Origin of the sequence: Roseovarius confluentis (assembly GCF_002917925.1) — a bacterium.
Lineage (GTDB): Bacteria > Pseudomonadota > Alphaproteobacteria > Rhodobacterales > Rhodobacteraceae > Roseovarius > Roseovarius confluentis.
Window position 1 is genome coordinate 30,432 of record NZ_PPFE01000006.1, and the last position, 13,824, is coordinate 44,255.

General features: G+C 66.7%; 15 protein-coding genes. 4 read left to right on the plus strand and 11 right to left on the minus strand.

Annotated features, from left to right (window positions below; translation table 11 throughout):
* Positions 1–122: 122 nt before the first annotated feature.
* The 7 genes from C2I35_RS14155 to C2I35_RS14185 form a co-directional block, all read right to left on the minus strand.
* Positions 123–602 (minus strand): hypothetical protein, encoded by a 480-nt coding sequence (locus C2I35_RS14155; protein WP_103763723.1) that lies wholly within the window; start codon positions 600–602, stop codon positions 123–125.
* Positions 599–1,081 carry an RNA pyrophosphohydrolase gene (locus tag C2I35_RS14160; protein WP_103763724.1) on the minus strand — a complete coding sequence of 161 codons (483 nt, stop codon included), beginning with the start codon at positions 1,079–1,081 and terminating at the stop codon, positions 599–601. The genes C2I35_RS14155 and C2I35_RS14160 overlap by 4 nt, the downstream gene beginning before the upstream one ends.
* Positions 1,078–3,090, minus strand: coding sequence for a M3 family metallopeptidase (locus C2I35_RS14165; RefSeq protein ID WP_103763725.1), 2,013 nt, complete (start codon positions 3,088–3,090; stop codon positions 1,078–1,080). Before C2I35_RS14165 ends, C2I35_RS14160 begins: the two co-directional genes overlap by 4 nt.
* The gene (locus C2I35_RS14170) at positions 3,068–4,132 is read right to left on the minus strand and encodes a HesA/MoeB/ThiF family protein (RefSeq protein WP_103763726.1); all 1,065 of its coding nucleotides are present in this window, start codon (positions 4,130–4,132) and stop codon (positions 3,068–3,070) included. Before C2I35_RS14170 ends, C2I35_RS14165 begins: the two co-directional genes overlap by 23 nt.
* Positions 4,132–4,587 carry a dUTP diphosphatase gene (gene dut, locus C2I35_RS14175; protein ID WP_103763873.1) on the minus strand — a complete coding sequence of 152 codons (456 nt, stop codon included), beginning with the start codon at positions 4,585–4,587 and terminating at the stop codon, positions 4,132–4,134. The genes C2I35_RS14170 and dut overlap by 1 nt, the downstream gene beginning before the upstream one ends.
* A gap of 82 nt (positions 4,588–4,669) precedes the next feature.
* Positions 4,670–5,863, minus strand: a complete 1,194-nt coding sequence (gene coaBC / locus C2I35_RS14180; RefSeq protein WP_103763727.1) for a bifunctional phosphopantothenoylcysteine decarboxylase/phosphopantothenate--cysteine ligase CoaBC — start codon at positions 5,861–5,863, stop codon at positions 4,670–4,672.
* A gap of 133 nt (positions 5,864–5,996) precedes the next feature.
* Positions 5,997–6,875, minus strand: a complete 879-nt coding sequence (locus tag C2I35_RS14185) for an RNA polymerase factor sigma-32 (RefSeq protein ID WP_103763728.1) — start codon at positions 6,873–6,875, stop codon at positions 5,997–5,999.
* Positions 6,876–6,977: 102 nt separating this feature from the next.
* Between C2I35_RS14185 and C2I35_RS14190 the strand changes: the two genes are divergently transcribed.
* The 4 genes from C2I35_RS14190 to C2I35_RS14205 all read left to right on the plus strand — a co-directional run bounded on the left by C2I35_RS14190 (position 6,978) and on the right by C2I35_RS14205 (position 10,625).
* Positions 6,978–7,469, plus strand: coding sequence for a bifunctional adenosylcobinamide kinase/adenosylcobinamide-phosphate guanylyltransferase (locus C2I35_RS14190; protein ID WP_103763729.1), 492 nt, complete (start codon positions 6,978–6,980; stop codon positions 7,467–7,469).
* The gene (locus tag C2I35_RS14195; protein WP_103763730.1) at positions 7,466–8,041 is read left to right on the plus strand and encodes a histidine phosphatase family protein; all 576 of its coding nucleotides are present in this window, start codon (positions 7,466–7,468) and stop codon (positions 8,039–8,041) included. Before C2I35_RS14190 ends, C2I35_RS14195 begins: the two co-directional genes overlap by 4 nt.
* Positions 8,042–8,099: 58 nt before the next feature.
* The gene (locus C2I35_RS14200; protein WP_103763731.1) at positions 8,100–8,978 is read left to right on the plus strand and encodes a glutathione S-transferase; all 879 of its coding nucleotides are present in this window, start codon (positions 8,100–8,102) and stop codon (positions 8,976–8,978) included.
* 132 nt (positions 8,979–9,110) lie between these two features.
* Positions 9,111–10,625, plus strand: a complete 1,515-nt coding sequence (locus tag C2I35_RS14205; RefSeq protein ID WP_103763732.1) for a YifB family Mg chelatase-like AAA ATPase — start codon at positions 9,111–9,113, stop codon at positions 10,623–10,625.
* Here C2I35_RS14205 and C2I35_RS14210 read toward each other — a convergent pair.
* The 4 genes from C2I35_RS14210 to rsmI are packed head-to-tail and all read right to left on the minus strand — an operon-like array spanning position 10,603 to position 13,792.
* Positions 10,603–11,499 (minus strand): alpha/beta hydrolase, encoded by an 897-nt coding sequence (locus C2I35_RS14210; protein WP_103763733.1) that lies wholly within the window; start codon positions 11,497–11,499, stop codon positions 10,603–10,605. The genes C2I35_RS14205 and C2I35_RS14210 overlap by 23 nt on opposite strands.
* Positions 11,496–12,431, minus strand: coding sequence for a glutathione synthase (gene gshB, locus C2I35_RS14215; RefSeq protein WP_103763734.1), 936 nt, complete (start codon positions 12,429–12,431; stop codon positions 11,496–11,498). Before gshB ends, C2I35_RS14210 begins: the two co-directional genes overlap by 4 nt.
* Positions 12,432–12,488: 57 nt before the next feature.
* Positions 12,489–12,878 (minus strand): YraN family protein, encoded by a 390-nt coding sequence (locus C2I35_RS14220; protein WP_103763735.1) that lies wholly within the window; start codon positions 12,876–12,878, stop codon positions 12,489–12,491.
* Between the two features lie 59 nt (positions 12,879–12,937).
* Positions 12,938–13,792, minus strand: a complete 855-nt coding sequence (gene rsmI / locus C2I35_RS14225) for a 16S rRNA (cytidine(1402)-2'-O)-methyltransferase (protein ID WP_103763874.1) — start codon at positions 13,790–13,792, stop codon at positions 12,938–12,940.
* Positions 13,793–13,824: the final 32 nt, after the last annotated feature.

The following is a 13,824-nucleotide window of genomic DNA, read 5'->3' on the forward strand; positions in this document are numbered from 1 at the left end:
CCTTTTGTTCTCATTTCGAGTCCGAATCGTGGGGTTGGTGAAAGCCGCGCGGGGCCCACTCACCCCGTCCCGGACCCGATCCGGGACCTCGTAGGGCGGGTGAAAACCCACGCGTCCCCCCCTCACTTCAGCGGCACACACTCCAACCCGCCCATGCAGGTCTCCACCTGCTTGACCTGCTCCGCCGACGGCTCGGGAAAGGCCCAGCTGCCGCAAGGGTCGGCCACCATCACCAGCTTCCGCCCGTGCTTTTCCAAAAAAACGAGGTACTCCGCCCCCGACTGCGCCCCGCCACACCACGGCCCGAAACAGCTGACTTCCAGCGTGATGTCCCGCGCAAACGGCGTCGTGAACCCGGCCCGCGACAGCGATTTCCCCTCCAGCCGCGCCGGGATCGCCACGGTCCGCCGGTCCTGGTTGGTGCCGTCATTCTCGGGCAGCCGGCCCTCGTCGAACCGCAACGCGCCCGCCACCACCACATAGGCCTGCTCCGCCTCCGACGCCTGGCTGTAGGTCCGCGCCACGTCCGGCCGCAGGCACGACAGTGCCAGCGCCGGTCCAGCCGCCAGTACCAAGGCCATACTCGTCAAAAACGTCTTCATAGCCTGTCTCCAAACGCGTTCATCACATTGGCATAAACCCCGCGCTTGAACGGCACGATGGCGTCCACCACCTCGTCCGGCGATATCCACTTCCATCTGGAAAACTCCGCCGGCGGCAGGGTGATGTCCACATCCGCATCGACCCCATGAAACCGCAGCAGAAACCACTTCTGCATCTGCCCCCGGTATTGCGCCTTCCACAGCTTCGGCACCAGCTCATGCGGCAGGTCGTAAGGTATCCACTCCGGCGTCTCCGCCTCCACCGTCACGAGGTCGGCCTTCACCCCGGTTTCTTCCCACAGCTCGCGCAGGGCCGCGTCCCGCGGAGCCTCGCCCTCGTCGATCCCGCCTTGCGGCATCTGCCAGGCGTCATACTCGCTGTCGATCCGCTGGCCGACAAAGACCTTGCCATCCTCGTTCACCAGCATCACCCCCGCGCAGGGCCGATACGGCAGCTTTTCGATCTCTTCCGGTGTCATGCCGCCAATCCCCGTCCTTTCAAGAGCGCCTCAACGCCGGGCATCCGCCCGCGGAAGGCCAGGTACAACTCCTCCGCCTCGCGCGATCCGCCGGTCGACAGGATATTCTCCTCCAGCGCCTTCGCCTTCTCGGCGTCAAACGCCCCGCCCGCTTCCTCGAACGCGGCAAAGGCATCGGCATCCATCACCTCCGACCACATGTAGCTGTAATAGCCGCTCGAATACCCGTCGCCACTGAACACATGCGCGAAATGCGGCGTCGCGTGGCGCATCCTTATCGCGCGGGGCATCCCCATCTCCGCCAACACCGCGGCCTGTTTCGCCATCGGATCGTCGGGAGCCTCCCCCTCGTGGAAGGCCAGATCGACCATGGCCGAGGCCACGTATTCGACCGTCTGGAACCCCATGTCATAGGTGGCGGCGCCCAGCACCTTGTCCAGCATCTCCTGCGGCATCGGCTCGCCCGTCTCGGCGTGCGTCGCGAACTCCGACAGCACCTCCGGCACCTCCAACCAGTGCTCATAGAGCTGGCTCGGCAATTCCACGAAATCCCGCGCCACGGACGTGCCCGAAATGCTCTCATAAGTCACGTCCGACAGCATCTGGTGCAGCGCGTGCCCGAACTCGTGAAAGAGCGTCCGCGCATCGTCATAGCTCAACAGCGCCGGATCGCCCTTGGCGAAATTGCACACGTTGATCACCACCGGCCCCTTCACATCGGGAAACTTCCGCTGGCCCCGCATGGCCGAACACCACGCGCCCGACCGCTTCGATCCGCGCGCAAAGTAATCCCCGATAAAGACAGCCACATGGCGCCCCTCCCGCGTCACCTCCCACGCCCGGCAATCGGAGTGGTAAAGCGGCACATCCAGCCGCTCGAACTCCAGCCCGAACAGCCGATGCGCACAGGCGAACGCCGCCTCGATCATCCGATCCAGCTGCAAATACGGCTTCAACGCCGTCTCATCCAGATTATGCTCGATCTTGCGCCGCTTCTCGGAATAGTACCGCCAGTCCCAAGGCTCCAAAGGCCCGTTCACACCATCTTCCCGCATCATCTCGGTCAGCACGTCCGCATCCGCCTCCGCCTGCGCGCGGGCCGGGCCCCAGACATCCATCAACAGCCCCCGCACCGCCTCTGGCGTCTTGGCCATCTCGGTCTCCAGCTTGAACGCCGCGAAACTCTCGTAGCCCAACAGCTTCGCCCGCTCCTCGCGCAGCTTCAGCACCTCTGCGGCAATCTCGCGGTTGTCCGTCTCGCCCCCATTGGCCCCGCGCGAGGTCCACGCCTCATAGGCTTTCTCCCGCAAATCCCTCCGCGGCGAGAACTGCAGGAACGGCACGATCAACGACCGCGACAGCGTGATCACCGGCCCCTCCGCGCCTTTCTCCTCGCCCGCCGCCCGGGCCGAGCGCACCACGAACTCCGGCAGCCCGTCCAGGTCCGCCTCGTTCAATTCCATGAACCACCCCGCCTCGTCTTTCAGCAGGTTCTGCGTGAAGGCCGTGCCCAGTTCCGCAAGCCGCGCGCGAATCTCGCGCATCCGCTTGTCCGCCGCGCCTTCCAGCCCGGCCCCGGCGCGGCGAAACCCGCGATGCGTCAGCATCAGCACCCGCTCCTGCTCCTCGGTCAGCCCCAGGCTCTCGCGCGCGTCCCACAACGTCGCGATCCGCTGAAACAGCGCCTTGTTGCCGTAGATCTCCGACGAATACGCGGCCAGCTTCGGGCTGAACTCCCGCTGCAATTCCTGCCGTCTGTCGTTGCTGTCGGCCCCTGCCACGGTAAAGAACACCGACAGCACCTTGTCCAGCCTGTCGCCCGCCACTTCCAGCGCCTCCACCGTGTTGGCAAATGTCGGCGGCGCGGGATTGTCCGCAATCGCCGCGATCTCGCCCCGCGCCTCTTCCAGGGCGGCCTCGAACGCAGGTGCGAAATCCTCGTCCGACACGGTGTCGAACGGCGCCATCTCGAACGGCGTCTCCCACTCACTCAACAGCGGATTGGTCATCTTGCTCTCCTCTTTGGCCGCACACGGGGCAGTCCGCCCGGCGGCTCAGTGATATCTTCCGGCTTTCCCCATATAGGGCGTCATAGATCAGCATTTCACCCCGCAGCGCCGCACCCGCCTGCGTGATCACCTTCACGGCCTCCACCGCCATCATCGATCCCACCACGCCCGGCAACGGCCCCAGCACCCCCGCCTCGGCACAGCTCGGCGCCAGCCCCGCCGCAGGGGCCTCGGGGAAAATGCACTGGTAGCAGGGCGCGCCCTTCGCCGGATCAAACACGCTCACCTGCCCTTCCCATTGCGACAACGCCCCTGAAATCAAGGGCTTGCCCTGCGTCACCGCCACCCGGTTGGCTAGGTAGCGCGTGTCGAAATTGTCCGTCCCGTCTAGGATCAGGTCATACTCGGCGAACAAATCCGCCGCGAACGCCTCGCTCAACCGCCGCTCGTAGGGGCGCATCTCCACATAGGGGTTCACGTCCCGCGCCGCCTGCGCCGCCGACTGCACCTTGGGCATGTCGATCCGCGCATCCGTATGGATCACCTGCCGTTGCAAGTTGGTGGCATCCACCACGTCATCGTCGATCACACCGATCCGCCCCACGCCTGCCGCCGCCAGGTAGAGGATCGCGGGCGAGCCCAGCCCCCCGGCCCCGATCACCAGCACCTTCGCCTGTTTCAAGGCTTTCTGCCCCGGCCCGCCGATCTCGCGCAGCACGATATGCCGCGCATAGCGTTCCAGCTCCGTCGGCGCGAACAGCCCCTTCGGTTTCTCCGGCTCCGGCGCCGCCACCCGGCCCCGCAGTCGCCGCAGCACCTGCCGGTAGGCCAGGAGCAGCGCCACCGCTCCGGCCAGCAACAGCCAAGGCGCCGCCGTGCCGCCCGTCGCCTCGCGCAACCCGTTCCCATCGGGCAGCACCAGTTGCGTCAGCACCACGAACGCCCAAAGGATCGCGATCATCATCCAGCGTTGCCGCCGCGGCGCGCCCATCCACGCCCCAAGCCCCCAGATCGCACCGGCCAGCACAAGCACCAACAGCATCAGCCTGCCCCCGTCGACCCGAAACCGCCCGTCCCGCGCGCGGTGTCCTCAAGGCGCTCCACCACGTCGAATTCCGCCTGAACCACCGGCGCCACCACCATCTGCGCGATCCGCATCCCGTGCTCCACCGTGAACGGCTCGGCCCCGGCATTCATCACGATCACCCCCAAGGGTCCGCGATAATCGCTGTCGATCGTCCCAGGGCTGTTGGGCAGCGTGATCCCGTGCTTCAACGCCAGCCCCGAGCGCGGCCGCACCTGCACCTCGTACCCCTCGGGTATCGCCAGCCGCAGCCCCGTCGACACCAGCGCCCGCGCTCCCGGCGCGATCACCACAGCGCCCCGGTCGGCCAAGTTCGCGCGCAGGTCCGCCCCCGCCGCCCCCGCCGTCTCATAGCGCGGCAGACCCAACTCACGGTCCGCGCCGTCGTCCCACATCACCGAAATGCTCACCATGCGCCGGTTCTTCCTGCTTTTCCTCTGGCCATAAATATCCTCGCCGAAGGCAAGATACTCTTCGGGCGCAACCACCGTCGCCTCAGCCCAACGCCTCCGCGATCCGCGCCACCAGCCGTTGCGCCACGTCCGCCTTCGACATGCGCGGCCAAGCCTCGGCCCCGTCGGCCGTGATCAGCGTCACGGCATTCTCGGCACCGCCCATGATGCCCGTCGCCGGGCTCACGTCATTGGCCACGATCCAGTCGCACCCCTTGCGCGCCCGCTTGGCCGTGGCATGATCCACCACGTCATCGGTCTCGGCCGCAAAGCCCACCACCAGCGGCGGTCGCCCGGCCTCCATCCGGCTGATGGTGGCCAGGATATCGGGGTTCTCGGCAAACTCCAGCACCGGCAGCTTGCCACCTTCCTTCTTGATCTTGCGCGCTCCCGCGCTCGCCACGCGCCAATCCGCAACGGCGGCGGCAAAAACCGCCGCATCAGCCGGCAGCGCGGCCTCCACCGCCTCCAGCATCTCCTGTGCGGTCTCGACGGCCACGACCTCCACACCGTCGGGCGGCGGCACATCTGCCGGCCCCGTGACGAAAACCACCTCCGCCCCCGCGCCCGCCAGCGCCCTGGCAATCGCCGTGCCCTGCGCGCCGGACGAGCGGTTGGCGATGTACCGCACCGGGTCGATCGGCTCATGCGTCGGCCCCGAGGTGACGATCACGCGCCTGCCCGCCAGCGGCCCCTGCGCCAGCCGCGCCTCCACCGCCGCCACGATCTCCAGCGGCTCGGACATGCGGCCCGGCCCATGCTCGCCACAGGCCATGTCGCCCGCGTTTGGCCCGACAAACCCGATCCCATCGTCCTTCAGCGTCGCGGTATTGCGCTGCGTCGCCGCATGCTCCCACATCCGCACGTTCATCGCCGGCGCCAGCAGCACCTCCGTGTCCGTCGCCAGCAGTAGCGTCGAGGCAAGATCATCCGCCTGGCCTCCTGCCATCTTCGCCATCAGATCCGCCGTCGCGGGCGCCACCACGATCAGGTCCGCGCTGCGGCTCAACTCGATATGCCCCATCTCGGCCTCGTCCGTGAGGTCAAAGAGGTCGTGAAACACCTTCATCCCCGCCAGGGCCGACACCGACAGCGGCGTCACGAACTCCGCGCCCGCCCGCGTCAGAACAGGCGTCACCGCCGCGCCCCGTTCGCGCAGCCGCCGGATCAGGTCCAGCGCCTTGTAGGCCGCGATCCCGCCGCCGATGATCAGCAAAACACGTTTTCCGGCCAGCATGCGACGGCTCCCTGAATCTTCGGCCAAACACTATGCCCGGACCCGACACGGTACAAGGCCCGGTCCCACGACATGAAAAAACGCCGCCGCAGGCCGCGACAGCGTTATTTCATACGTCAGGAACGGACGGGTATCAGACCAGCAGGCTCTGCACTTCGCCACCCTGTTTTTCCAGGTAGCGGCGCATCTTCTGGAACGCCGCCGCCTCGATCTGGCGCACGCGCTCCTTCGACAGGCTCAGCTCTTCGCCAAGGCTCTCCAGCGTCCGCGCCTCGTCCTGCAACTTGCGCTGCACCACGATGAACCGCTCGCGCTCGTTCAGCTTGGACATCGCACCGCCCAGCCAATTACGCAGCGCGCCCCGGTCATGGTCTTCCTCGACCAGCTCATCACCGCGCTTGCCGTCATCCTCGATGGTGTCGATCCACTCGCGGCCCTCATCCTCGGTCGATTGCGTCGCGTTCAGCGAAAAATCCGAGCCGGACAGCCGGCCTTCCATCATCTCCACGTCGCGCAGCGGGACACCGACCTCGATGGCGATCATCTCGCGCATCTGGTGCCGGTCCAACGTCTCGCCCTTGGCCATGGATTCCCGCTCCAGCCGCGCCTGCACCCGGCGCATGTTGAAAAACAGCGATTTCTGACTGCTGGTCGAGCCGGTCCGCACCATCGACCAGTTGCGCATCACGTAATCCTGGATACTGGCCTTGATCCACCACACTGCGTATGTCGAGAACCGCACGCCGCGGTCCGGATCGAACTTGTCCGCAGCCTTCATCAGCCCAAGACCCGCTTCCTGGATCAGATCGTTCATCGGCGCACCATAGCGGCGATATTTCGACGCCATCGAAATCGCCAGGCGCATATACGCGGTGATCAGGCGGTGCAGCGCCGCCTCGTCCCGCTGGTCGCGCCAGGCATAGGCCAGCGTCAGTTCGGTTTCGGCGTCAAGCAGTTCGGCCTTCATCGCCGCGCGTGACATGTTGGTGCTGAAATTGCCATCCAAGGCCATGGTGAAGTACTCCCGGTCGCGATTTGAAAGCAGCTTTTTCGCCGTCTTTGGTGGTGGTACGCATCATCTCAACGCGCGGATCACGAAAAGGATGCAAAAAAAATGTTGCCGGGACTCACTTTTGTTTTAGGTACCGCCGGCTCGGGCAAGGCCGGGTTCGCGAAAACCCTCGTTACGGGCACGGGCCGCGGTCCCGTCTGCATCCTCACCGCACCCGCCGACGATCCCGCAGCTCAATCCAGCCTTGCAGGCCGCGAAACCGACTGGACCATCCTGCGCGCACCGCGCGATATCGGCCGCACGCTCGCCGGGATCAGCGGCGACTCCGCCGTCCTGCTGGACGCGCTGCCGCCGTGGCTCGACACCCTCATCGCCGACGGCAAGGACCCGGCCGAGGCCGAGGCGGAACTGATGGCCGGCCTCGCCCTCTGCGCCGCGCCCGTGATCGTGCTGAGTTGCGAGCCAGCCCCGTCCGACCCGCCCGGCCTTTGCGCCGCGCTCTCCCGCCTGAACCTCAAGCTGGCCGCCAAGGCCGGCCTCGTGGTCAACGTCATCGCCGGCCTGCCACAGGTGCTGAAAGGCGACCTGCCGTGAAAACCCGGCTTTTCTGGGTTCGCCATGGCCCCACCCACGCGAAAGGCCTCGTCGGCTGGGCCGATCTGCCCGCCGACCTCTCCGACACCGCGCGCATCGCCCGCCTTGACGCCCACCTGCCGAAACCGGCCATGCTGGTCTCCTCCGACCTCAGCCGCGCCGCCGCCACTGCCGACACGCTGGCCGGGCACCGCACGCGCCTGCCGCACGATCCCGCCCTACGGGAACTTCACTTCGGCGACTGGGACCTGCAATCCCCCGACGACATCGAGGACCAGGCCCGCTACCGGGCGTTCTGGGATCAACCCGGCGAGGTGCGTCCACCCTCCGGCGAAACCTGGCCCGAGCTTGTCGCCCGCGTGGACGCCGCCACCGACGCGCTCATCTCCGCGCATCCCGGTGCCGACCTGGTGATCGTCGCCCATCTTGGCGTCATTCTCACCCAGCTTCAGCGCGCCCTTGACCTCACCACGACCGAGGCGTTCTCCCACAACATCGCCCCCCTTTCGGTGACCGAATTGCACCACGTCCCCTCCGGCTGGCACGTCGAAGGCATCGATCACGCCCCGTGATGCACATGCGCACAAATGATCGCTTTGACACATTCCCGGCCCGGCCTAACGTCGCGGCATGACATACGATCTCTTTATCGGCGACCGCACCTTTTCAAGCTGGTCCCTGCGCGGCTGGCTCATGCTCGAAAAGTTCGACCTGCCGCACCGCACCCATATGGTCGGGCTCTACGACGGCACCATGGCCGAGGACCTCAAGGATCTCGCCCCGGCCCGCCTCGTCCCGGTAATGCGCGACGAGGGCGGCATCGTCATCTTCGACAGCCTCGCCATGGCCGAAACCCTGGCCGAACGACACCCCGAAGCCGGTCTCTGGCCCAAGGATCCCGCCGCCCGCGCCCTCGCCCGCTCGATCACCGCGGAAATGCATTCCGGCTTTTCCGCCCTGCGCGCCGACTGCTCGATGCAGCTTCGGCATCAATGGCAAGGCTTCACGCCGTCCGACGCCGTCAAGGCCGACCTCGCCCGCATCGAAACCCTGTGGTCCCTCGCCCACAGCCGCCACGGCGCAGACGGCCCTTGGCTCTTCGGGCGCTACAGCCTCGCCGATGCCTTCTACGCCCCCGTCGCCGCCCGCATCGCGGGCTACGCCCTGTCTGTGGGCAAGACCGCGCAAGCCTATGTCGACACCACCCTCGCCGACACATCCTTCCGCCAATGGCGCGCGCTCGGGCTCACCAAGTCCTACGACCCTGTCCCCTATGACCAGCCGCTCGACCACACCACATGGCCCGGCCCCCGTACCGCCCCGGCCCGTCCCGTCGCCGATGGCACGCCCGAAAACACCGCCTGCCCCTATTCCGGCAAGGCCCCCACGCACCTCATGGAAACCGGCGGCCGCATTTTCGGCTTCTGCAACGCCACCTGCCGCGACAAGACCGTCGCCGACCCCGACGCCTGGCCCGCCTTCACCGCAATGCGCGACGGAACCGCCTGAAAGCACCCTCTTTTTCTTGCCAAAAATACTCAAATCCCGACCGTGCCTCACGCACGCCGTCGGGGCTGCGTTAACCATTCCTAAACCACTTGCGCGCTATCCGTTAATCATTCTCACGGAACGGAGTCCCCCATGGTCGCCCGCGCCTACACCGTCGCCTTCGAGGGCGTCGAGGCCCGCCAGGTCGAGGTGCAATGCGCCGTCACCCCCGGCGTCCCGGCCTTCTCGCTCGTGGGCCTGCCCGACAAGGCCGTGTCCGAGGCGCGCGACCGCGTGCGTACGGCGCTCTCGTCGATGGCCATCGCCCTGCCCTCCAAGCGCATCACCATCAACCTGTCGCCCGCCGACATGCCCAAGGAAGGCAGCCATTTCGACCTGCCCATCGCCCTCGCCCTGCTCGCCGCGCTGGAAATCATCCCCCCCGACGCCGTCGAGGGCACCTGCAGCCTCGGGGAACTCTCTCTCGACGGCTCCCTCATCCCCGTCATCGGCGCTCTCCCCGCAGCCATGGCCGCGGCCGAGGAAGACCGCACGCTTCTCTGCCCAAAGGGCTCGGGGGCCGAGGCCGCTTGGGTCGGCGCCACGCAGGTCATCGGTGCCGCCACCCTCGCCGACGTGGTCCGCCATTACACCGGCCAGTCTCCCCTGCCCCCGGCGGAACCGGGCGAGGTCACGGCAGACGCCTCCGGCCGCGACCTGCGCGACGTCAAGGGGCAGGAACGCGCCAAGCGCGCACTCGAAATAGCCGCCGCCGGGCGACATCACCTGATGATGGTCGGCACGCCCGGCTCCGGCAAATCCATGCTGGCGGCCCGCCTGCCCGGCATCCTGCCGCCCCTCACCGCGCCCGAGGCGCTGGAAACCTCCATGATCCATTCCCTCGCCGGGCTGCTGACCGAGGGCGGCATCAACCGCACGCGCCCCTTCCGCGAGCCGCACCACACAGCCTCCATGGCCGCCATCGTCGGCGGCGGTCGGCGGGCGGGTCCGGGCGAGATCAGCCTTGCCCATAACGGCGTGCTCTTCATGGACGAGTTTCCGGAATACCCCCGCGCGGTCCTTGAGACCCTGCGCCAGCCCATCGAGACGGGCGAGGTCGTCGTCGCCCGCGCCAACGCCCATGTCCGCTACCCCTGCCGCTTCCTGCTGGTGGCTGCCGCCAACCCCTGCAAATGCGGCTACCTCCCCGACCCGGCCCGCGCCTGCGCCCGCGTGCCCCAATGCGGCGAGGATTACATGTCCCGCATTTCCGGCCCCCTGATGGACCGCTTCGACCTGCGCATCGAGGTTCCCCCGGTCAGCTTCACCGACCTTGACCTGCCCCCCTCCGGCGACAGCTCAGACCAGATGGCCGAGCGGGTCGCCACGGCGCGGGCGGTACAACAATCCCGCTTTGCCGACCACGCCGACATGCGCCTCAATGCCGATGCCGAAGGCGAGGCCCTGGAAGAGATCGCGACCCCCGACACCGAAGGCCGCGACCTTCTGAACACCGTGGCAGAACGCATGGGGCTCTCGGCGCGCGGCTATCACCGCGTCCTGCGCGTCGCCCGCACCATCGCCGATCTCGACGGCTCAACCGACGTCCTTCGCCCCCACGTGGCCGAGGCCGTCAGCTACCGCCTTATGTCGATGAAAGAGACCTGATCCAGTCTCCCAGATCCGCCAGGGTCTCGCGCCCCTCGGGCAGCAGGTTGTGAAACAGCGGCCAGACATGCGGCAGGTCGTGCTCCACCACCTCCGTCACGTCCACGCCTGCCGCCCGCAAATGCGCCGCCATTCGAAGCGTGTCGTCGCGCAGCACCTCGGTATCCCCCACCCCGATCCAGACCGGCGCCGCGCCCTCGAAAGCGGCGAAAAGCGGCGATACGCGCACGTCTTTCGGGTCCGTGTCCCCAAGATACCATTCGCACATTTCCTCGGCCCGCTCGATCGGCAGCACCGCTTCGCTTTCGGCATTCTCGCGGATGCTGTCACCCGAAAACGTCAAATCCGTCACCGGCGACAGGGCGATGCAGCCCCTGGGCTGCGTCAGGCCCTCCCGCGTGATCTCCGCCAGCACCGCCAGCGCCAGGCATCCCCCCGCGCTGTCGCCCGCCAGCACCACGCCGCCGGGCCGGTCCATCACCGCGCGGTACGCCGCCATGCAATCGTCGAACGCACCGGGAAAGGGCGTCTCCGGCGCCAGCCTGTACTGCACCAAAGCTGCCGGCGCCCGCGCCTCGCGCGACAACACCGCCAGCATCTTGCGATAGACCCAAGGACTGCCGAACACGAAGCCACCACCATGGAAGTAGAGGATCAATGGCCCGTCCTCGCGCCCCGTGCCCAGCGCCCATGTCCACAGCACCGGCACCTCGCCCAACTCGTCCTCGGCCACCGAGGTGCCGCGCGGCGCATGGAACAGGACCTTCGCCTTGGTCTCGAAGGAACTGCGCGCCTTGGCGACCGTGGCCTTGCGAAGGTGCGGCTTCTCGGTCAGCCGCAGCCACTGGTTCAGCAGTGGCCGCATCACGCTCATGCGCGTTTCGCCTCGATCGCGTCCCAGATCGTCCCGGCCACGTTGGTCCCGTCGAACCGCTCCAACTCCTGGATACCGGTGGGCGAGGTCACGTTGATCTCGGTCAGGTACTGCCCGATCACGTCGATACCCACGAAAATCTGCCCAGCTTCGCGCAGCCGCGGGCCTATGATCGAACAAATCTCCCGGTCGCGATCGCTCAAGCTGACCTTCTCGGGTCGGCCGCCCACATGCATGTTCGACCGCACCTCGCCCTTGCCGGGCAGACGGTTGATCGCGCCCACGGGCTCTCCATCCACCAGGATCACGCGCTTGTCGCCGTCCTTGATCTCGGGCAGGTATTTCTGAACGATCAGCGGCTCGCGGCTGAACCCGGTGAACATCTCGTGCAGGCTTGAAAGGTTCCGGTCGCTCTCGGGCAGGTGAAACACCCCCGCGCCGCCATTGCCGTAAAGCGGCTTCAGGATCACGTCGCCATGCTCGGCCTTGAAAGCGCGGATCGTGCCCAGGTCGCGGGCAATCGCCGTGGGCGGCATCAACTCCGGGAAGTCTAGGATCAACAGCTTCTCGGGAAAGTTCCGCACCCAGAACGGGTCGTTCACCACCAGCGTCGTGTCCTTCACCCGCTCTAACAGATGCGTGGTGGTGATGTAGAACATGTCGAACGGCGGATCCTGGCGCAGCCAGACAACGTCGAACTCCGACAGGTCCGCAACCCGCTCCTCGCCCAGGCTGAAATGATCGCCCTTCACCCGCTGCACCGTCAGCGGCCAGCCCCGCGCGGTGATCCGCCCCCGGTCATAGGCCAGCTTGTCGGGCGTGTAATAGAACAGCTCGTGGCCCCGCGCCTGCGCTTCTTCGGCCAGGCGAAAGCTGCTGTCCCCGTCAATGTCGATCCCGTCGATCGGATCCATCTGAAAGGCGATTTTCATGGGCCATCCCCGTCTTGTGCTGCCCTCTACATGGGCCAAGCACCGACAGGGATCAATTCAGAAATGCCCGAACGCGTTTTCCATAACCGTCACGATACCTTGCCCGTCCATGACCGCGAGGTCAAAGCGCACCTCGCTAAGCTGCCCATCAGGCGTCTGCCCAAGATATTCGGACGCCGCCACGTGAATGCGCTGCATCTGGGCCGGGCGCAGCAGCGCCATCGCGCCTTCGACCGTATCCGACGCCTTCACCTCGCAGAACACGTAAACGCCGTTTTCGAGAAAAATCAGGTCGATCTCACCCCCCTGTCCGCGCCAACGGGTTTCCAACAGGTCGGCGCCACGACGGTCATAGTCCAGCGCGACCGATTTCTCGGCGGACGCCCCCTTCTGATAGGCGCGTTGCCCGCGTTCCCTGCGCCTGCGCAGGATGGTGTCGCATGTCATTCCGGTCTTCCTTACTTCATCTCACCCCGGCATCTCACACCAAAACATCTAATTTTTTCCTAACCGCTCAATTCCAGCGCCCGCTGATACACGACCCGCCGTTTCAGCCCCAGCCGCGCCGCCACCGTATCGGCCGCATCCCGCACGCTCAGCGTTTCCAGCGCCGCGCTCAGGGCCACATCCAGATCCTCCGCACTGCCTACCTCTGCCGCTCCGCGTTCGATCACCACGACGATCTCGCCCTTGACCGGTTGTGCTTGCAGGCGTTCGGCCAGCTCCTTCAGCGTGCCACGCAGCACCTCTTCGAATTTCTTCGTAAGTTCCCGGCACACCGCCGCCTGCCGTTCCTCGCCCAGCACCTCGGCCGCGTCGCGCAGCATCGCCGCCACCCGCTTGGGCGATTCGTAAAACACCAGCGTGCCGGGCACGCCCGCCACCTCCCGAAGTGCGGATTTCCGCTTGGATCCGCCCGACGGCAGGAAGCCCGCGAAAAAGAACCTGTCGGTCGGCAATCCCGCCACGGTCAGCGCCGTCACGACCGCCGACGGCCCCGGCGCCGAGATCAGCGCATGCCCCTCCGCCACCGCCGCGCGGGCCAGGTCATAGCCCGGATCGGCCACCATCGGCGTGCCCGCCTCGGACGCGTAAACCACTGATTTGCCGCTCTCCAGCGCCGCCATCAGGCGCGGGCGGGCGCGGTCGCCATTGTGGTCGTGATAGGACACGAGCGGTCTGTCGTTCAGCTTGAGACCGTGAATTTCCATCAGTCGCCGCAGGCTGCGCGTGTCCTCCGCCGCCAGCACATCGGCATCTGCAAGGATGTCGAGCGTGCGCAGCGTGATGTCCCGCGCCGCCCCGATCGGGGTCGCCACCAGGTACAGCCCGGGCGCAAGGCTCTGCTTGTCGGGATTCATCACTGGACCCGCCTCTCTGGACGTCTATTATC

Coding starts and splice junctions, on each gene's coding strand:
- coaBC (WP_103763727.1), bottom strand. CDS start 5,863: ATGCTGGCCGGAAAACGTGTTTTGCTGATCATCGGCGGCGGGATCGCG.
- C2I35_RS14185 (WP_103763728.1), bottom strand. CDS start 6,875: ATGGCCTTGGATGGCAATTTCAGCACCAACATGTCACGCGCGGCGATG.
- gshB (WP_103763734.1), bottom strand. CDS start 12,431: ATGAAAATCGCCTTTCAGATGGATCCGATCGACGGGATCGACATTGAC.
- dut (WP_103763873.1), bottom strand. CDS start 4,587: ATGGTGAGCATTTCGGTGATGTGGGACGACGGCGCGGACCGTGAGTTG.
- C2I35_RS14220 (WP_103763735.1), bottom strand. CDS start 12,878: ATGACATGCGACACCATCCTGCGCAGGCGCAGGGAACGCGGGCAACGC.
- C2I35_RS14200 (WP_103763731.1), top strand. CDS start 8,100: ATGACATACGATCTCTTTATCGGCGACCGCACCTTTTCAAGCTGGTCC.
- C2I35_RS14155 (WP_103763723.1), bottom strand. CDS start 602: ATGAAGACGTTTTTGACGAGTATGGCCTTGGTACTGGCGGCTGGACCG.
- C2I35_RS14210 (WP_103763733.1), bottom strand. CDS start 11,499: ATGAGCGTGATGCGGCCACTGCTGAACCAGTGGCTGCGGCTGACCGAG.
- C2I35_RS14160 (WP_103763724.1), bottom strand. CDS start 1,081: ATGACACCGGAAGAGATCGAAAAGCTGCCGTATCGGCCCTGCGCGGGG.
- rsmI (WP_103763874.1), bottom strand. CDS start 13,792: ATGAATCCCGACAAGCAGAGCCTTGCGCCCGGGCTGTACCTGGTGGCG.
- C2I35_RS14170 (WP_103763726.1), bottom strand. CDS start 4,132: ATGCTGTTGGTGCTTGTGCTGGCCGGTGCGATCTGGGGGCTTGGGGCG.
- C2I35_RS14190 (WP_103763729.1), top strand. CDS start 6,978: ATGTTGCCGGGACTCACTTTTGTTTTAGGTACCGCCGGCTCGGGCAAG.
- C2I35_RS14205 (WP_103763732.1), top strand. CDS start 9,111: ATGGTCGCCCGCGCCTACACCGTCGCCTTCGAGGGCGTCGAGGCCCGC.
- C2I35_RS14165 (WP_103763725.1), bottom strand. CDS start 3,090: ATGACCAATCCGCTGTTGAGTGAGTGGGAGACGCCGTTCGAGATGGCG.